General features: G+C 72.5%; 15 protein-coding genes and 1 pseudogene. 9 read left to right on the top strand and 7 right to left on the bottom strand.

All coding sequences use genetic code 11. The annotated features are described in order from the left end of the window. Positions 1-24: 24 nt before the first annotated feature. The gene (locus tag ACY0PA_RS07075) at positions 25-744 is read left to right on the top strand and encodes an alpha-ketoglutarate-dependent dioxygenase AlkB family protein (protein WP_473083854.1); all 720 of its coding nucleotides are present in this window, start codon (positions 25-27) and stop codon (positions 742-744) included. A 75-nt stretch (positions 745-819) separates the two neighbouring features. Continuing rightward, positions 820-2,082, top strand: coding sequence for an ROK family protein (locus ACY0PA_RS07070; protein ID WP_473083853.1), 1,263 nt, complete (start codon positions 820-822; stop codon positions 2,080-2,082). Positions 2,083-2,340: 258 nt separating this feature from the next. Here the strand turns inward: ACY0PA_RS07070 and ACY0PA_RS07065 are convergent, their stop codons facing one another. The 4 genes from ACY0PA_RS07065 to ACY0PA_RS07050 form a co-directional block, all read right to left on the bottom strand. Next, on the bottom strand, positions 2,341-3,159 hold the full coding sequence (locus tag ACY0PA_RS07065) for an oxamate carbamoyltransferase subunit AllH family protein (RefSeq protein ID WP_473083852.1): 819 nt from the start codon (positions 3,157-3,159) through the stop codon (positions 2,341-2,343). A gap of 104 nt (positions 3,160-3,263) precedes the next feature. Further along, complete coding sequence (locus tag ACY0PA_RS07060) at positions 3,264-4,727, bottom strand: YlbE family protein (protein WP_473083851.1); 1,464 nt, start codon at positions 4,725-4,727, stop codon at positions 3,264-3,266. Further along, positions 4,724-6,304 carry an acyl-CoA synthetase FdrA gene (gene fdrA, locus ACY0PA_RS07055; RefSeq protein WP_473083850.1) on the bottom strand — a complete coding sequence of 527 codons (1,581 nt, stop codon included), beginning with the start codon at positions 6,302-6,304 and terminating at the stop codon, positions 4,724-4,726. The genes ACY0PA_RS07060 and fdrA overlap by 4 nt, the downstream gene beginning before the upstream one ends. 132 nt (positions 6,305-6,436) lie before the next feature. Continuing rightward, the gene (locus ACY0PA_RS07050; RefSeq protein ID WP_473083849.1) at positions 6,437-8,053 is read right to left on the bottom strand and encodes a PucR family transcriptional regulator; all 1,617 of its coding nucleotides are present in this window, start codon (positions 8,051-8,053) and stop codon (positions 6,437-6,439) included. Between the two features lie 171 nt (positions 8,054-8,224). On the opposite strand from ACY0PA_RS07050, the gene ACY0PA_RS07045 reads away from it, so the two are divergent. From ACY0PA_RS07045 to ACY0PA_RS07030, 4 genes are all read left to right on the top strand, one after another. Next, the gene (locus tag ACY0PA_RS07045; RefSeq protein WP_473083848.1) at positions 8,225-8,533 is read left to right on the top strand and encodes a hypothetical protein; all 309 of its coding nucleotides are present in this window, start codon (positions 8,225-8,227) and stop codon (positions 8,531-8,533) included. Continuing rightward, entirely contained in the window at positions 8,530-9,597 is a 1,068-nt protein-coding gene (locus ACY0PA_RS07040; protein WP_473083847.1) for an acetamidase/formamidase family protein, read from the top strand. Before ACY0PA_RS07045 ends, ACY0PA_RS07040 begins: the two co-directional genes overlap by 4 nt. Before the next feature lie 90 nt (positions 9,598-9,687). Then, positions 9,688-10,938 carry an amidohydrolase family protein gene (locus tag ACY0PA_RS07035; RefSeq protein WP_473083846.1) on the top strand — a complete coding sequence of 417 codons (1,251 nt, stop codon included), beginning with the start codon at positions 9,688-9,690 and terminating at the stop codon, positions 10,936-10,938. A gap of 118 nt (positions 10,939-11,056) precedes the next feature. Continuing rightward, positions 11,057-11,632: a DUF1097 domain-containing protein gene (locus ACY0PA_RS07030; protein WP_473083845.1), complete on the top strand. Its 576-nt coding sequence runs from the start codon at positions 11,057-11,059 to the stop codon at positions 11,630-11,632. A 10-nt stretch (positions 11,633-11,642) separates the two neighbouring features. Here ACY0PA_RS07030 and ACY0PA_RS07025 read toward each other — a convergent pair whose 3' ends face one another. The 3 genes from ACY0PA_RS07025 to ACY0PA_RS07015 are packed head-to-tail and all read right to left on the bottom strand — an operon-like array spanning position 11,643 to position 13,721. Further along, positions 11,643-12,560 (bottom strand): phosphotriesterase family protein, encoded by a 918-nt coding sequence (locus ACY0PA_RS07025; RefSeq protein WP_473083844.1) that lies wholly within the window; start codon positions 12,558-12,560, stop codon positions 11,643-11,645. Then, positions 12,557-13,141 (bottom strand): DUF4865 family protein, encoded by a 585-nt coding sequence (locus ACY0PA_RS07020; RefSeq protein ID WP_473083843.1) that lies wholly within the window; start codon positions 13,139-13,141, stop codon positions 12,557-12,559. The genes ACY0PA_RS07025 and ACY0PA_RS07020 overlap by 4 nt, the downstream gene beginning before the upstream one ends. 7 nt (positions 13,142-13,148) lie before the next feature. Continuing rightward, positions 13,149-13,721 carry a TetR/AcrR family transcriptional regulator gene (locus ACY0PA_RS07015; RefSeq protein WP_473083842.1) on the bottom strand — a complete coding sequence of 191 codons (573 nt, stop codon included), beginning with the start codon at positions 13,719-13,721 and terminating at the stop codon, positions 13,149-13,151. 183 nt (positions 13,722-13,904) lie between these two features. On the opposite strand from ACY0PA_RS07015, the gene ACY0PA_RS07010 reads away from it, so the two are divergent. From ACY0PA_RS07010 to ACY0PA_RS07000, 3 genes and pseudogenes are all read left to right on the top strand, one after another. Continuing rightward, positions 13,905-14,186 (top strand): SHOCT domain-containing protein, encoded by a 282-nt coding sequence (locus tag ACY0PA_RS07010; protein ID WP_473083841.1) that lies wholly within the window; start codon positions 13,905-13,907, stop codon positions 14,184-14,186. Next, entirely contained in the window at positions 14,183-14,971 is a 789-nt protein-coding gene (locus tag ACY0PA_RS07005) for an ABC transporter ATP-binding protein (RefSeq protein WP_473083840.1), read from the top strand. Before ACY0PA_RS07010 ends, ACY0PA_RS07005 begins: the two co-directional genes overlap by 4 nt. Positions 14,972-14,976: 5 nt before the next feature. Continuing rightward, positions 14,977-17,539: pseudogene (locus ACY0PA_RS07000) on the top strand (ABC transporter permease). Positions 17,540-17,593 lie beyond the last annotated feature (54 nt).

Here is a 17,593-nt window from a genome sequence, read left to right as displayed (position 1 = left end):
CCTCGTACCGGGGACAATGGGTCCATGGCCGGCCGGCACGAACCGCACGCACCCCCGCTCTTCCCGGTGCACCGGGAGCGCCGGGAGATCACGCCCGGCGCCGTGCACGTGCCCGGCTGGCTCGACGCCGGGGCCCAGCGCACGCTCGTCGAAGCCTGCCGCGGCTGGGCCGCCGGGCCCGTGCCGATGCGCCACACACGACTGCCGGGCGGCGGCGTGATGTCCGTCCAGACCGTGTGCGTCGGATGGCACTGGCAGCCCTACCGCTACACGCGTACGGCAGCCGATGTGAACGGCAAGCAGGTGGCCCCCTTCCCGGACTGGCTGAGGGAGTTGGGCAGACGCGCGCTCGTCGACGCCTACGAGGACGACGCCGCCGGCGACCGCTACGACCCCGACACGGCACTGATCAACTTCTACGACGGCGCCGCCGCCATGGGCATGCACCAGGACAAGGACGAGCGCGCACGGGAACCCGTCGTCTCGCTCAGCATCGGCGACACCTGCGTCTTCCGGCTGGGGAACACCGAGAACCGCGGCACACCGTACGAGGACGTGGAGCTGGTCTCCGGGGACCTGCTGGTCTTCGGAGGGCCGTCGCGGCTCGCCTTCCACGGGGTGCCGAAGGTGTACCCCGGCACCGGCGACCCCGCCACCGGGCTCTCCCAGGGCCGCCTGAATCTCACGATGCGCGTCACCGGACTCACTGGACCGCCCTCCGCGCCTTCCCCACCCTCCCCATAGGGGTGAGTTCACCCGCAGGGGCTGCGACGTTCACCGGTTACGATGCGACACGGTGATCAGGGCGAGGAGTTGCTGATGCGTGGCAAGGCGGCCTCCGGGGCCGGGGGGCAGACGGCGGGCGAGGCGGAGGGTTCCGCGCGTTCGCCACGTCTCGAGCGGGGCCGTGGTGCGCTCGGGCCCGCGCTCGAACTCGTGCACACCGGCCGCGCGCCGACCCGCGCCGTCCTCACCGCCGAACTGGGCGTGACCCGGGCCACGGCAGGCGCGGTCGCCGCCGAGCTCGAAGCGCTCGGGCTGATCAGGATCGACGCCAAGCCGAGCGCCGCCGCAGGCTCGCAGGGGCGCCCCTCGCACCGGCTGTCCGTAGCCGAGGACGGACCCGTCGCCCTCGCCGCGCAGGTGCACGCCGACGGCTACCGCGCCGCCCTGGTGGGCCTCGGCGGCCGGATCGTCGCGACCACGCCCGGCTGCGAGATCATCGAACCGGACCCGGCGCAGGTGCTCGGCTCGGTCGTGGAGGCCGGCGCCCAACTGCTGCGCGAGACCGGGCGCCACTGCGTCGGCGCGGGCCTCGCCGTCCCGTCCGCGGTGGCCGAGCCCGACGGCACCGCCCTCAACCCGCTGCACCTCGCCTGGCCCGCGGGCTCGCCCGTCCGCGAGATCTTCGCCGAGCGCGTACGGGAGGCGGGCATCGGGCGCCCGGCGTTCGCCGCGAACGACGTCAACCTCGCCGCCCTCGCCGAGCACCGGCACGGCGCGGGCCGTGGCGCGCGCGACCTGCTGTGCGTCGCCACCGGCCACCGCGGCGTCGGCGGCGCGCTCGTTCTCGACGGCCGTCTGCACACCGGCAGTTCGGGTCTCGCCCTGGAGGTCGGGCACCTCACCGTGAACCCCGAGGGCCGGCCCTGCTACTGCGGCAGCCGCGGCTGCCTCGACGTGGAGACCGACCCGCTGGCCCTGCTCGACGCGGCGGGCCGCGAACCGGGCCCCGACGGCTCCCTGCTCCAGCAGGCCCGCGACCTGATCGCCGGCAGCCTCGACGACCCGAAGGTGCGGATGGCCACCGAGGCCCTGATCGACCGTCTCGGACTCGGCCTCGCGGGCCTGGTGAACATCCTCAACCCCGACCGCATCATCCTGGGCGGCCTGCACCGGGCGCTCCTCGACGCGGACCCGAACCGCCTGCGGGCCGTCGTCGCGGACCGCAGCCTGTGGGGCCGCAGCGGCGGCGTGCCCATCCTGGCGTGCACGCTCGACCACAACAGCCTCGTGGGAGCCGCCGAGTTGGCGTGGCAGCCGGTCCTCGACGACCCGCTCTCGGCACTGGGCCTGGCCTGACGCGCGGGACTCCGTCGCACCCCGACCGGTCCGGCAGGGGCTTGACCGTGCACAATCACCGCCATGACTGGTGAATCGGCCCGGTGGAGGTTGGTGGCCATCCAGCGCATCCGGAAGTCGGCCCGCCGCGAGCGCGTCGATCCGGCCGCATGGCCTGGGCCGAACAGCAGCAGCGCAACCGCTTCGCCTGCTTCGCGCGCCCCGTCGTCGTGGACAGCGCACAGCGCTACGTCGGTTTCTACCGGGTAATCGTTACGGTCATCGGTCGCCGGCCGCCGCGCACGCTCTGCTCAGGCCCACCGCGAGCACCCCGCGCGCCAGGTCGCCTCCCGAGTGGTGCCCGACGGCGAGCAGTTCGCGTACGGCGGATTCCAGTTCCAGGGGAAGGCCCTCCCCGCTCAGCGCCCGCAGGAACGCGTGGGCCTGCGGTACGCATTCGCCGCGCTTCGCGTGCCGCAGGAGCGCTGCCGAGAGCAGCGGGGTGCGGCGGGACGCGTCCGCGACCGCGTCCGAGAGAGGCGCGAGAGGGCCTCCCCACGCCCGGCTCGCCAGGAGTGCGCCGCACAGAATGTCGTCACCGGACGGGGTGAGTCCGGGGCCGAGGCCGACCAGTGCGCGGGCGGCCCGCCGGACTTCGCTCGGCCTATTGGCGCGCAGGGCGTGTCGCAGGTCCGTCAGGCGGGGCGCCAGCGGGGGCGGCAGGGGTTGGGCCAGGGCGTCGAGCAGCACCGTCACCTGTCCGATGCGCGCTGGGTCCGGTGGGGAGGAGGCGCCCTGGACACAGGGCGGTGACCAGGACGCCTCCGGCTCGAAGTGAACGGGCCCGATAACGACGCGGCCTGCCCCGAAGCCGGCCCATGGTGTGTTCAGGTCCAACGGCCGGTCCGCCGAGGTGAACGGCAGGACGAGCGCGTTCGGCAGTCGGATCGCGTCGCGGGTCACCACGGCGAGCGCGGGCATCTCCCGTTCGCCGGTGGCGAGATGGAGCGCGTAGCGGGTGGCGGCGACGACGCGGACCGGCCGGAACGGGCCGTGCAGCAGCGGGGCGACGGCCGTGCTGATGGTGCCGAGGCGCATGTGACTGATGGCGCCGGGGTGTACATGACTGAGGGCGCCGAGGTGCACGTGCTCAGGGCGGGGCACCCCAGCCCGTACAGAACCCCCGCCGGCCGCCGTGCCCGTCACTCCCCGGGCTCCGGGGGCACCTCGAAGGCGCTCAGCGCGTCCGTGAAGCAGCGCATCGGGGCGTGGGTGAGACCGGCACCGATCTGGCCGATGCCCGGTTCGCGGTGGGCGATGCCCGTGGTGATCACCGGTTCGAGGCCCGTGTCGACGACCTTGCGGATGTCGACGCCAACAGGGCTGCCGACGAAGTCGAGGCCGGGGAGCCGGTAGTCGCGATGCCGGCCGACGGTGAGTGTCCCCATCTCCTGGCTGATGCGGCGGGCCCCTTCGGGCGTGCCGCCCACGAAGCCGACGATCGCCGGGGCGGCGGCCAGCGCGAACCCGCCCAGGCCGTGCATCTCGGTGATGGCGCTGTCTCCGATGTCGGGATTGGCGTCGGCGGGTCCGTAACCGGCGAAGTAGAGGCCGTCCACGGGGGCGGCGGGTGCGGTGAACCAGGTGTCGCCGAGGCCGCTGACGCGGATGCCGACGTCGACACCGTTACGTGCGAAGGCTGTGACGACCGTGGAGTGCGGCACGCCGTGCCCGGCCATGAGCGCCAGCTTGCTTGCAGCCATGGAGAAGTTGAGGAACCAGTAGTTGTTGTCGCGCAGGAAGTCCAGCGCCTCGATCCCGCCCAGGTCCGCATGCCGGGCGAGCGCGGCGGAGAGTTCGCGGGTGAGCAGGGCGCTCGCCGCGGTGTTGCGGCTGTGGCACTCGTCGCCCATCTGAAGGGCCTGCGCGGTGACCGACCGCAGGTTCACCGGCTCGGCGAGCGAGCCGGTCGCAGCGCGCAGCGCGGGGCCGAGACGCTCTCCCATCCAGCGCAGCCGCTCCATGACGTCGTCGCCGAGTGCGCCGTAGCGCAGACAACGGCCCTGTCCCTCATTGAGGTTGGAGTACGCCCGAAGCCCCGTGGCCTCGTCCTCCACGACGAGCAGGGGCATGGACGCGGAGATGACGCCCGCCATCGGGCCGACCGCGTCGTGGTGATGACAGGGGGCGAAGCGGATGGCGCCCGCGTCGGCGAGCGCTTCCGCTTCCGGCGGCGTCGCCGCCCAGCCCTCCAGGAGCGCGGCGCCGACGACGGCGGCCCGCATCGGGCCGCACATACGCTCCCACTCGATCGGCGGCCCGGCGTGCAACAGGACTCTCTCCTGGGCCAGTTCAGGGATCAGCTCTCCGGCCGGGCGGACGTCGGTCCACATCGGCACGACGCCCAGGATCCGTTCGAGTGCTTCGGAGTTGGCGGCCTCGACGGCCGGGTGCGCGACCAGGCGGGCGACCCCGGCGCCGAGTTCCGGATCACCGTAGGCCGGGGGGCGCCAGTCGACCGCGGTCACCGTCGCGCCCGCGGACCGCGGCGGCCCGGCGAACGCGTCGACACCGACGTTCACGACGTGCGGGACGCCGGTCAGGAGGCCCTGCGCGGGCACGGCTTGTGCGGGGGTGGCCTGTGCGGGGGTGGCCCGTGCGGTCATGCGGTCTCTCCGATCCGGGAGCCAGGGGCGGGGGCAGACGCGGCTGGAGTGAGTGCCAAGTCGTCGCTGCTGGACAGTAGTTCGGCGCACAGCCGCGCAGCGGTCGTACTGCTGTCGACGACATACGCGCCCGCGTCGCGCAGAATCCGCCGCTGTGCGGTGAGCCCCTGCGGGTCGTCATCGGTGCCCACGACGAACGCGATCACCGGTGGTGCGTCGGCAGGAGCCTCGGCCAGCGCTCCGGCGAGAGCCGCTGCCGGATCCGGCGCGGCGCCGTGTCCGATGACCACGTCGAGGACGACCGCGGCGCTGCGCGGGTCCGCGAGGGCTGCCCGCAGATACTCGGTGCGGACCGTGGGGTCGATCATCGGGTGGGGGCGCCCGGCGGTGAACTCGTCGTCGCCCAGGTCGAGTACGAGATGCCGGTCCGGCAGGCGCGGGGCTGTGCCCGGCGCGGGCGGGGGAGCGGTACGGGTGATGCCACCGAGCACCGGGCCGAGGAGCCAGGCCGCCTCGTGGGCGAACGTGCCGCCCGCGTACAGGGCCCGCAGCAGGCGGCGAGGCGGAGCAGGGGCGGGCAGCTTGGGCAGCTTGGGCGGCTCTTCGGCGGGCGGGAGCGCCCCGCCGACAGCAAGGGAGGCCGCGGACCGTGCCGCCTCGAAGAGGGTGGGAGCGAGCGTGACGCGGGCCGGGGCGGGGGAGGTCTCGTCCGTGCCGAGGAAGCAGGCCACGACCGGTTTCCCCAACGCGTCCGCGTGCCACAGCAGTTGCTCGGCCACGTGTGAGGCAGGCGGTTTGGATACGAGGACGATGACGTCCGTCGCGGGGTCCGCGGCCAGGGCGTCGAGCCCCGCCCGCATCGTCAGCCCGCCCACTTCCGCGCTCACGTCCCGGCTGCCCGTGCCGATCACATGGCTGACCCCGGCGCCCATGGACTGCAGCAGGCTCGACACCTGCTGCAGTCCCGTACCGGAGGCTCCGACCAGGCCGACGCAGCCCGCCCGCACTTCGTTGGCGAAGCCGAGGGGGATGCCGCCGATGACTGCGGTTCCGCAGTCCGGCCCCATGACGAGCAGCCCGCGGCGGGCGGCCTCCCGCTTCAGGAGCACTTCCTGCTCGATCGGCACGTGATCGCTGAAGACGAAGGCGTGCATGCCCAGGCGCAGTGCCTTGAGAGCTTCGGCGGCCGCGTACGGGCCGGGGGTGGAGATCAGCGCGAGACTCGCGTCGGCGGGTGCGCCGGCGAGTGAGCGCACCGGGGGCCCGGCGTCCGCACCGGCCTCCGGTCCTGCGCCCGGTCCCTCGCCGGGACCGGACAGGGCATCGACCACCAGGGCGAGGGCGGTGTCCACCGCGTCGGGTTCGCCGCGGACGGCGACGAGCAGGTCGTTGGGTCCGGCGTCGTGGCCCGGGGTGGTCAGCAGCCCCGACCGCGCGAGGACGTCGCGGTTGGCGGGTGTTCCCATCACGAGGCTGATGGTTTCGACGCCCGGCGGTTCGGCCAGGCGGGCGGCAACCCTCATGAGGGCGACGGAGTCGGCGTAGAGATCCTTGTGCACGGCGTTTCGTAGCACCATGGTTCCGACTCTAGGCAGCGGCCCGCCCCTGGCAGCATGGCTCGAGGTGCCAGAACCGGCCGGGGATTTACCGGCAACGGGTGACAGTGACCCGCCTTGCGGGGGTCGGCGTCAGCCGCATGGAGGGCTTGTTCAGTGCCGGTCGCGCGAGGAGAGCAACCGGTGGGCGTGGACGGCCAGTTCGGTCTGGAGCCGGGCCGTCGGCCGGCGTTCGAGACCGCCGGTGAGGCGGTCGATCTGGCGCAGTCGATAGCGCAGGGTGTTGTAGTGGATGTGCAGCCGCGCGGCGGTGGCCACGCCGTTGCGGTCCTGGAGGAGATAGACGCTGAGGGTCTCGACGAGGCTGCCCTTGTGCTCGGCGTCATGGGCGAGCAGCGGGCCGAGCGCGTCGTCGACGAGGGCCGTGAGCTCCGCCGCGGGAAGCTGTCCGAGGAGCCGGTACACCCCCAGGTCCGCGTAGCCGCGAACGAAGTCGGGGCCGTGCAGTTCGCGGCCGAGCGTCAGGGTCTGCACCGCTTCCTCGTAGCTGTGGTGATAGTCGGTGAAGTCGTCCCGGACGGTCCCGGAGGCGACAGCCACGTCCCAGCCGGGGTGCGCGGCGGTGACAGCCGCATGCAGGGCCTGACACCGGCCGGCGAGTGACGGCCCCGGTTCCATCAGCAGGACGAGTCCGCTCTGGCTGCCCCAGATGATCGCGCCGGACCCGGCCGCCGACCGTACGAGCGGCAACAGCCGTTCCTCCAGAGCGAGTTCGGTGTCGGTGGGACTGCCGGTGCCGGTGGAGGCAACCTCGACGAGGACGACCGCGCGGGGCAGCCGCAGGTTCCAGCCCATGGCCGCGGCCCGGCGCGCGGTCTCGGCGCGGTCGCGCGGCGGCCGGGAGACCAGCTCCATCAGGAGCAGCGTGCGGTAGCGCTGCTGGCGGCTGGCCAGGGCGCGTTCCTGGGCGGCGATGGTGGCGGCGACGGTCGTGGCGTGCTCCAGCGCCATCCGCTGATGAGTGTCGAGCTCATGAGGGGAAGGCATGGCCGCCCCGGCCCCGTGGTCCGCCACCTCCGCGTCGTCCCGCCACAGCGCCACGGCGCCGCTCGCGCCCGTGCCTGTCTCGATGGCGCGCTCGGCGGCGGGCGGACGATCGGGAGGCGGGGAGCCTGCGGAGGCCAGGATCCACCCGTGCTCGTCGAGCACGGCGGCCGCGCAGCCGGACAGTTCGAGCAGTACGTTCATGAGCTCCTGGTAGGAGCCTCCGTCGAGGGCCACCTCCGTGAGCCGTTCATGGATGGCGCGCGAACGCTCCAACTCCAGGGCCTGACGGTTCAGTACGGTGCCCAGCACCTCGGACAGGATGTCGTTGAACATGACAGCGCCCGGCAACTCGACGACAGGGAAGCCGAGTTCGTCCGCGACCGTGAGCATCACCGGCGGCAACGCGGGCAGATAAGGGCCCACCTTCACGGCCAGGGCTGCGAGGCCGCGCTCGGCGAGTACGGGGATCAGGGCGCTCAGCGCCTCCGCGTCGTCACGGACGGCGTAGGCGGTGGTCAGCAGCAGTTCACCGCCGCGCATCCAGCGCACGATGTCGGGGACTTCCATGATGTTGACGACGCGGATACGGCGGTCGCGGCCGCTCGCCCCGGCGACGAGTCGTGCGCCGCTGAGGCAGGGCAGGGCCAGCGCCTCTCTCACGGTCAGCCCGGGAGAGAGACCGTAGGGGACGGTCTGGGCGGTACCGGTACCGATGCCTGTCATGCACAGTCACTATGCGACGGCCGCGAGTAACCTGTAATACCCCGCGTGTAACTTCCATGTTTCCCACCACGGTTGGGGACGCCCCTTGTCAGCGGGTGTCAACGGCGGGCCGCTCATCCTGGCGTCCGGTGCCCATGACCGGCTCGGCCCGCCTCTCTTACGGTGACCCGCATGACTCCCCGAGCCGTGCCGAGGACAGCGGTGGTCGCCGGCGGCGGCAACGCGCTGCTGCGCGGCGGCACCCACGCCACCGTCGCCGAACAGGTCGAGGCCGCGCGCCGGCTCGCGTCCCCCGTCGTGGCGCCGGCCGACACGGGGTGGCGGGTCGTCGTCACCCATGGCAACGGCCCTCAGGCCACGTCACCGCAACAGCTCGGCGCCGCCCTCGACGGGCGCGGCGGCACCTGGCTCGACAGCGAACCGGCGCGGACCACCGAAGAACCCCTCAACGGCACCGTTACGGCAGGGAGGCCGCAGTGATACTCGAAGCGGGACAGGGCCCGATCGACGGCACGCACTATCTGCGGGCCACACCGGAGACCGTCGGCTGGGGGCGGCTGCCCTGCCGCACCACCACGCCGGCGCTCACGATCGACTCCGGCGACAGCGTCACCTTCGACACCGTCTCGCACGAGGGCATCCTGGAGGACCAGGGGCGCGATCCGGCGGCCTTCTTCGGGCGGTACGGCATCGCCGCGACCGAAGTGCTCTCCGACGCCCGCCTGCTGGCGAAGTCCCCGCCGCCACGGGACCCGGACCGGGACGGGCCTCACGTCGTCAGTGCGCCCGTCCACATCAGGGGCGCCGAGCCGGGCGACCTCCTCAAGGCCGAAGTGCTGTCCCTGCACCGGCGCGCCGACTACGGAGTCATCTCCAGCCGGCACGGCCGTGGCGCCCTGCCTGATGAATTCGCCCGCACAGGGCCGGAGTTCACCTTCTGCGCGGTGGAGCGTGCGGACGGCCGGGACGTCGGAGTGATCCGCTACGGCAACGGCCGGGCGGCGGCCCGGTTCCCGCTGCGGCCCTTCATGGGCATCATGGGCGTGGCCACCGACACGGAACGCCCGGAGCACTCCGTGCCGCCAGGACGGCACGGTGGCAACCTCGACATCAAGGACCTCGCGACGCACTCCGCGCTGTATCTGCCCGTACAGACGGCCGGCGCGGGCTTCTACACCGGAGATCCGCACTACGCCCAGGGCAACGGCGAAGTCGCCCTCACCGCCCTGGAGGCGCCGCTACGCGCCACATTCCGGCTCACCCTTCTCAAGGGCGCACGGGCCCGCGCCGCCGCCGCGGCCCTCACGCATCCCTTCGGCGAGACCGACCGGCACTGGATCCCCGTGGGGCTGCACGAGGACCTCGACGAGGCGATGCGGGAAGCGGTCCGCGCCGCCGTCCGCTTCCTCACGGACCGCTTCGGCATGGACGGTCCGGCCGCGTACGCCTACCTGAGCGCGGCGGCGGACTTCGAGATCTCGCAGGTCGTCGACCAGGTCCAGGGAGTGCACTGCCTCATCCGCAAGGCGGACTTCCCTGACTGATCCAGTTCCATCCAGTCCGATCGCGCCTTCCGCGTATGCCAGTCATCCCCCCCCGCATCCGCCCCGCCCATCCACCCACCGGGAGCCCGCATGCCTCAACTGGTACTGCGTCAAGCACGTGTCGAAGACGCCCGGTCGCCCTGCGACGTGGTGATCGACGGCGGTCGGGTGCGAGCGGTCGGGGACGCCTCGGGCCAGGACGCCGACGAGGTGATCGACTGCGCCGGCCGGGTCGTCCTGCCCGGCTTCGTCGAACCGCATCTGCATCTCGACAAGGCCCTCCTGGACGGCGTACGAAGCAACCCCGACGGAACCCTCGCCGGAGCGATCGCGGTGACCGGCGAACTGAAGAGCGCGTTCACGCACGAGGACGTACTGGCTCGTGCGCGGCGCGTCCTCGAGGCGGCGGTCCTCAACGGCACGACGGTGATCCGCGCCCATCCGGACGTCGACCCGATCGCGGGGCTGCTCGGCGTCGAGGTCCTGCTCCAACTCCGCCAGGAATACGCGGATGTGGTGGACCTCCAGATCGTGGCGTTCCCCCAGGAGGGCGTCCTGCGCTCACCCGGCACCGAGAAGCTGCTGATCGCGGCGCTGGCGGCGGGCGCCGACGTGGTGGGCGGCTGCACGTACAACGAGGCCACCCTGGACGACTGCCGCCGCCACGTCGAGCTCGTACTCGACCTCGCCGCACAGCACGGAGTTCCGGCCGATCTGCACGCAGACTTCGCCGACGACGCGTCCGACCCCCGGTACGCGCTCGCCGAGTTCATCGCCGGTGAGACCATGCGCCGGGGCCTGGGCGGCCGGGTGGCGCTCGGCCATATGACCTCGCTCGGCGGCCGGGAGCCGACGGACCGGGCGCGGGCGATGGCGGCACTCGCCGACGCGGGCGTCGCCGTCGTGCCGCTCCCGGCGACCGAGCTGCACCTCGGTGGCCGACGCGACACCCGGTCGGTCCGGCGGGGGATCGCCCCGGTCCGAGAACTGTGGGACCACGGCGTGCTCGCCGCCTGCTCCTCCAACAACATCCGCAACGCCTTCACCCCGTTCGGGCGCGCGGACCCCCTGGACACGGCGCTCCTGCTGGCGCAGACCGGCCATCTGTCCGGGCCCGACGACCTTCATCGGGTCCTTCGCATGGTCACGCACGACGCGGCCCGCGTCGTCGGGATCGCCGACGACTACGGCGTACGGCCCGGCGCCTGCGCCGACCTGGTGGTCCTCGACACGCAGGTCTACGACGACATCGTCCTGGACCGGCCCGAACGCGCCCATGTCATCAAGGCGGGCAAGGTGGTGGCCCGCACGACCAGGACCAGCGAACTCCTCACCCGCTGACACCACTTGCCCCTACGTACACCCGCGTCCGCAACCGCGGCAGCACCCGCACCCACTACTGCACCCGCACCCGCACGGCCCCGCGCACCGTCAACCAACCTCCAGCAGAGGAATCCCCATGCGCGAACGCCTCCCGCACGAAATCGTCGCCTCCGTCCTCGCCGGCCTGACGGCGTTCATCGGCGGCAACGCTCTCCATCTGCCGCCCTGGGCGATCTTCATATCGTGGGCGGGCACGTTCCTGCTCGGCGGACCGAGCTGGGCCAACGCCCGCAGGCTGTGGCTCGCGATGCCCGCGGGCTCGACCTTCGCCCTCGCCATCGTGCTGATCGAACAGCACGCGGGCACGGCCCTCGGCGAGGGCCAGTTCGCCCGCAACGCGATGCAGGCCCTGGTCATCCTGGTTGTCAACAGCGCCTTGATGTACTCGGGTCGGATCAAGGCGCTGTCGCTGATCCCCGGCATGTTCTTCGGCTTCGCCGGCTACTTCGCCACGTTCTTCGGCGGCTTCGGCTACGACTCGGGCAACGCCTGGGCGGCATGGGCCAGCGTCATCGCGATGAACGCGCTCGGACCGGTCTTCGCGTATCTGTCCAACAGGCTGACGTTCCCGGTCAAGGCGACGGCGCCGGCGCCCGTCGGACTCGCGCCGGACGTCCCGTCACCCTCCGCCGGACCCGCGCGCGCGGAGTGAAGTCCGTCCGTCACCCGGGCAGCCGCTCCACCGCGAGCGCCCTGCCCGGGTTGTCGACGAGGATCCGGTCCACCAACTCCTCACCCAGGGCCAGTTCGAGCCGTGGGCGGACGCGGCGCAGGAGGTACGGCATCCCGGGCCCGCCGCTCACCGAACGCGCCCCGGCGGTCGTCGTGTCACCGCCGAGCAGAAGCCGGTCGCCGAACCCCGCGTCGGCGAGCGCCGTCATCGCGTCGGGCATCCGCCAGTCCGTCGCGTGGTGGGCGCGCGACGGCCCGTCGAAGGCGAGATACGCGCCGGACTCGGCGGCCTGGCGGTGTACGGCGAAGTCGGGGGAGCGGTTGAGGTGCCCGAGCACGACCCGCTCCGGCGCCACCCCCAACTCCCCGCACAACAGGTCGAGTACGTCCAGTACGCCCGTACCCAGCTCGTGGTGGACGGCGATCGGCGCGCCCGTCGCGTGATGGGCCTCGGCCGCGGCCCGCATCGTCCACACCGCGTGCACGTCGAGGGCGTGGAAGCCGCCCGCGACCTTGATGAGCCCGGCACGCACACCGCAGTCACCGATCCCCTCGGTGAGTTCCCGCACGAACACGTCGGCGAGGACGGGACGCAGCCGGTCGAGCAACTCCGGTGTGTAGTGGGCGGCTTGATGAAGTCCCGTCGCGGCCACGATGCGTACACCCGTCGTGGTCGACAGCTCGGGCAGCAGTTCGGCCCGGCGTCCCAGACCGTGCGGCGTCCACTGGACGACCGCGCCGCCGCCCGCCTCCCGGTAGGCGCGCAGTTCCGCCTCGGCGGCTGCCGCGTCGTCGAGTTCCTGGCCGGGGAGCAGCGGGCTGCGGAAGAAGAGGTGGTCGTGCGCGTCGCACACACCGAGTTCCTCCGGCACCACGTCCCCGAGCACGGTCCGTACGGTCGCGGTCACCACTGCCTCCCTCGGGGAAGACGGTCGCGCTCGGTCGCGCTCAGGTGCAGCACCTCGTAGAGGTCGCCCGGCGTGTCCGGCGACGCGTGGTCCCAGAGGGAGAGGGTGAGAAGCTCCCAGCGGCGCGGGTCGACGGCGACTGCCGCGCACACCGCCCCGTCCTGCCTGGCGACGCGGGCCGCGTCGCGCACGGCGGCGTCCGTCACTTCGGCGAGTGGCGCCTGCCCGGTGAGGGGTGTCCGGCGGCGTACCGCGCTCCTCGGGGTGGCGTGCGTGGCCGGCCCCTCGTCGTACGTGAGTCCGGCCCAGTGCTGCACCTCGGGCCGGCCGAAGTCGTCCACGATGCCCTGGAAACCGGGCCCCCACAGGAACGAGTTCATGCCCTGAAGGGTGTTCCACAGATAGCACGGCGCGTACTGGTTCACGGGTGACCCGGCGACGCCGCGCTCCCGCATCAGATAGGCCTTGAGTCCGAGTCCGGGGAAGTCGTCCAGGAGATGCCCCCTGGTCTCCACCCGCTTGCGGATGACGGCCATGTCGTAGTCGGCGGGCAGCGTGATCTCGTACTGCATCGCGTACACGGTCGTGTCACTCCTCGGCTCGGGCGGCGGGTACGAGCAGCGAGAGCAGTCCGCGCACCCCGGCGTCGAAAGCGGCGGGCGAGCCCGACGCGCGGGCCAGCACATAGCCGCCCTGGACCGTCGCGACGATCGTCGCCGCGATCTCCTCGGCATCCAGCGAAGGCGCGAACTCGCCCTGTTCCTTGCCCTCTTCGACGATCCCGGCGAGCTGCTCCCGCAGCCAGTCGATCGTCTCGTCGACCGGAGCGCGCAGCGCGTCGCTCGCGATCACATCCGGGTCCATCGTGAGCCGGCCGATCGGGCAGCCGCGCAGCACATCGCGCTCACGCCGCAGATACGCCTCGATACGGGCGTACGCGGAGCCGGCGCCGCCGAACGACTTCGCGGCCGTGGCCCGCATCTCCTGCGCCGTCCGCTCGATCGCGGTGAGCGCGAGGTCCTGCTTCCCCCCGAAGTGGTGGTACATGCTGCCCTGCCCCGCGTCGGCGCGCTGCTGGATCGCCTTGGGGCTCGTGCCCACATACCCCCGCTCCCACAGGAGCTCACGAGTGGACTCGATCAACCGGTCCGAAGTGCTCATGCAGCCACTGTACATACTAGTAGGTACAGTGGTCGAGAGCGAGGAGAGTAGGCGGAAGCAGGCCCAGTACTCCCGTGGTGGTACGCGCGCTGCCGCTGGCTGTACGACGACTTCGACCCCCCTTCGGAGCGAGTCTCGAGTCATCGAGAAAACGTGAGCACACGTTCCGAGGAGATGACTCTCATGCAGACCCTGGCGAACTGGGACGGCGGGCCCGGCCCGTGGATCCTGTTCTTCCCACTGATCTGGGCGGCCGTCGTCATCGGCGCCGTCACGCTGCTGCGCCGCACCGTGTGGCGCGGACGCCGTCGTGGCGGCCCCTGGCGGCCCGCCGCCGACGAGAACTCGCCCCTCACCGTGCTCGGCCGGCGCTTCGCCGCGGGCGAGATCGACGAGGACGAATACTGGCGCCGCAGCTCCGTCCTGAACGAGGAGTTCGGCCGCACCAAGGGCGGTGCGGAATGACCACCGCCACTCTCACCCGGACCGCGGCCCGAGTCGTCGACGCCGTGAAGGTCTACGGCAGCGGCGACACCGCGGTCCGGGCCCTGGACGGCGTGAGCGTCGGCTTCGAGGCCGGGAGGTTCACCGCGATCATGGGTCCTTCCGGCTCCGGCAAGTCCACGCTCATGCACTGCGCGGCGGGCCTCGACACCCTCAGCGCCGGCTCCGCCTTCATCGGCGACACCGACCTGAGCGACCTCGACGACCGCCGCCTGACCCTGCTGCGCCGCGACCGCATCGGCTTCGTGTTCCAGGCCTTCAACCTGGTGCCGACGCTGACGGTCGCGGAGAACATCACCCTGCCGATGGATCTCGCGGGCGCGAAGGACGACGCCGCCTCCAGGGAGTGGATCGACGCCCTGGTCGACATCGTCGGCCTGCGCGACCGCCTGCACCACCGGCCGTCGGAACTCTCCGGCGGACAGCAGCAGCGCGTCGCCGTGGCCCGGGCCTTCGCGGGCCGCCCCGACGTCGTCTTCGCCGACGAGCCCACCGGCAACCTCGACTCGCGCTCCGGCGAGGAGGTGCTCGGGCTTCTCGGCCGCGCCGTACGGCAGATGGACCGTACGGTCGTCATGGTCACCCACGACCCGGTGGCCGCCGCCCACGCCGACGAGGTCGTCTTCCTCGCCGACGGCCGCCTGGTCGACCGGATGCAGGACCCGACCCCGGACAAGGTCCTCGACCGCATGAAGGCCTTCGACGCGGCCGGCGGCGCACGACACGCGGGGGAGACACCGTCATGAGCTCCGTGAGCACCTCCGCGCGTCTGAGCCTGTCGTCCCTGCGTGCCCACAAGCGGCGCTTCGCCGGCACCTTCCTGGCCGTCCTGCTCGGCGTCGCGTTCCTCGCCGGCACGCTCCTCATGGGCGACACCCTGCGCGCCAGCTTCGACACCATGTTCGGCAACGCGTCGAGCGGCACCGACGCCGTCGTCCGCAGCACGAACGTGATCACGACCCCCGGTGAGAGCCAGGGCACCCGGCAGCCCGTCGCCGCGTCGCTCGCGAAGAAGCTCGCGGACACCCCGGGCGTCGCCGCCGCCGTGCCCGGCATCCAGGGCGCGGGCCAGCTCGTCGGCAGCAACGGCAAGGCGATCGGCGGCCAGGGGCCCGCCCACCCTCGCGGGCAACTGGATCGCAGATCCCGAACTCAACCCGTACCGCCTGGCCGAAGGACGCACCCCTTCGAAGACCGGCGAGGTGGTCGTCAACCGTGGAGCCGCCAAGAAGGGCGACCTCAAGATCGGCGACACCACGACCCTGCGCACCCCCGACCCCGTCAAGGTGACGATCGTCGGCCTCGCCACGTTCGGCGGCGAGGACGGCATGGCCCAGGTGACGTACACCGGCATGACGCAGGCCGACGCGGAGAAGTACCTCACGCCGAAGCCCGGCGAGGCCGCGTCCATCCAGGTGCGGGCCGGCCCCGGCATCAGCCAGCGGGAACTCGTCGACGAGCTGACTCCCGTACTGCCCAAGGGAGTCGAGGCCATCACCGGTGAGGCGTCGGCGCAGGAGAACACAGACATGATCTCCGGCCAGTTCCTGACCCTCTTCACCACCTTCCTCCTCGTGTTCTCCGGCATCGCCCTGCTTGTGGCGACCTTCTCGATCCACAACACGTTCGCGATCGTCGTCGCCCAGCGCACCCGGGAGAACGCGCTCCTGCGTGCCCTCGGCGCCTCCCGCCGCCAGGTCACCGCCACCACGCTCGTCGAGGCGAGCGCCGTCGCCGTCCTCGCGTCGGTCGCCGGTCTCGCCGGCGGCATCGGCATCGCGGCCGGGCTCCAGGCGCTCTTCCCCGCGATCGGCTTCCCGTTCCCCGACGGCGCTCTCGTGATCAGCGGCCTGTCCATGCTGCTCCCGCTCGCCGTCGGCATCCTCGTCTGCCTCGGCTCCGCGCTCCTGCCCGCCGTACGAGCCGGACGCACCGCACCCCTCGCGGCCCTGCGCGAGACGGCAGTCGACCAGTCCGGGGCCTCGCGCCGCCGCGCCGTCATCGGTACGGCGCTGGGCGTCGCCGCGGTCGCCGTCACCCTGATCGGTGTCCTCGCGTCGCCGTCCATCTGGCTCGCCGGCCTCGGCAGCGTGCTGATCCTCGTCGCGTTCGTGGTGCTCGGTCCCGTCGCCTCGTCGCGCGCCGTACGTGTCCTCGGCAGCCCCCTCGACAAGCTGCGCGGCGTCACCGGCGGCCTCGCCCGGCGCAACGCGCTGCGCAGCCCCAAGCGCACCGCCGCCACCGCGAGTGCCCTGATGATCGGTGTCGCCGTCGTCTCCCTGTTCACCGTCTTCGGCGCCTCGCTGAAGGCGACCATGGACCAGACGGTGTCCCGCTCCTTCGCCGGCGACATCGCCGTGTCCGCGCCGTCGTTCGGCGCGGGCGGCAGCGGCCTCAGCCCGAAGCTCGCCCCGGCCATCGCCGAGCAGCCGCAGGTTGCGACAGCCGTCGGCCTGGGCAAGGGCGTCGCGGACGTCGACGGCGAGGGCCGCGCCCTCACCGTCACCGACCCGGCCGCGCTCGCCAGGTCATTCGACCTGGGCACCGTCCGGGGCTCGCTGAACGACCTCGGCACGGACGGCATCGCGATCACCCGCAAGGAGGCCGACAAGCAGCACCTGGAACCGGGCAGCGCCGCCCGACTGGCCTTCACCGACGGCAAGCAGCAGACCTTCACCGTCCGCGCGGTCTACGGCCAGTCGGAGCTCGCGGGGGACTACGTCATCACGCGCGAGGCCTGGGCCCCGCACCGCGCCCAGGACTCCGACACCCTGATCGCCGTCACGTTCAAGGACGGCGTGAGCACGGCCGACGGCAAGGCCGCCGTCTCCAAGGTCGCGGCGGCGTACGGGAATCCGGAGGTGCAGACCCGCGACGAGTACGCGCAGTCGTCCGCCGGCGGCATCGACATGATGCTGACCCTGGTCTACGCGCTGCTGGCCCTCGCCGTGCTGATCGCTCTGCTCGGCATCGCCAACACCCTCACCCTGGCCGTCCACGAACGCACCCGTGAACTGGGCCTGTTGAGGGCCGTCGGACAGACCCGCGCCCAGCTGCGGGCCATGGTCCGGTGGGAGTCCGTCCTGGTCGCGGCGTTCGGCACCGCGGGTGGCCTGGTGCTCGGCGGCTTCCTCGGCTGGGTCCTGGTCGAGGCCTCGGACGGCGCGAGCGACAGCGCGTTCGCGTTCGCCCTGCCCCCGTTCCAGCTCGTCGTCGTGGCCCTGGTGGGCCTCGCCGCCGGAGCGCTCGCGGGCCTGCGTCCGGCCCGCCGCGCCGCACGCCTCGACGTGCTGCGGGCCATCGCCACCGAATGACGTGGTCCGTGCCGTAAGGAGTGACGCGGTCCGTGCCGTACGAGGGGGTGGTCA

This window comes from Streptomyces sp. DS1-CR2, from assembly GCF_055760475.1.
The sequence above is the reverse complement of the archived record's forward strand: the minus strand, read 5'-3'. Positions and strand labels throughout refer to the sequence as shown.

Coding starts and splice junctions, on each gene's coding strand:
- ACY0PA_RS07075 (WP_473083854.1), top strand. CDS start 25: ATGGCCGGCCGGCACGAACCGCACGCACCCCCGCTCTTCCCGGTGCAC.
- ACY0PA_RS07070 (WP_473083853.1), top strand. CDS start 820: ATGCGTGGCAAGGCGGCCTCCGGGGCCGGGGGGCAGACGGCGGGCGAG.
- ACY0PA_RS07065 (WP_473083852.1), bottom strand. CDS start 3,159: ATGCGCCTCGGCACCATCAGCACGGCCGTCGCCCCGCTGCTGCACGGC.
- ACY0PA_RS07060 (WP_473083851.1), bottom strand. CDS start 4,727: ATGACCGCACGGGCCACCCCCGCACAGGCCACCCCCGCACAAGCCGTG.
- fdrA (WP_473083850.1), bottom strand. CDS start 6,304: ATGGTGCTACGAAACGCCGTGCACAAGGATCTCTACGCCGACTCCGTC.
- ACY0PA_RS07050 (WP_473083849.1), bottom strand. CDS start 8,053: ATGACAGGCATCGGTACCGGTACCGCCCAGACCGTCCCCTACGGTCTC.
- ACY0PA_RS07045 (WP_473083848.1), top strand. CDS start 8,225: ATGACTCCCCGAGCCGTGCCGAGGACAGCGGTGGTCGCCGGCGGCGGC.
- ACY0PA_RS07035 (WP_473083846.1), top strand. CDS start 9,688: ATGCCTCAACTGGTACTGCGTCAAGCACGTGTCGAAGACGCCCGGTCG.
- ACY0PA_RS07030 (WP_473083845.1), top strand. CDS start 11,057: ATGCGCGAACGCCTCCCGCACGAAATCGTCGCCTCCGTCCTCGCCGGC.
- ACY0PA_RS07015 (WP_473083842.1), bottom strand. CDS start 13,721: ATGAGCACTTCGGACCGGTTGATCGAGTCCACTCGTGAGCTCCTGTGG.
- ACY0PA_RS07010 (WP_473083841.1), top strand. CDS start 13,905: ATGCAGACCCTGGCGAACTGGGACGGCGGGCCCGGCCCGTGGATCCTG.
- ACY0PA_RS07005 (WP_473083840.1), top strand. CDS start 14,183: ATGACCACCGCCACTCTCACCCGGACCGCGGCCCGAGTCGTCGACGCC.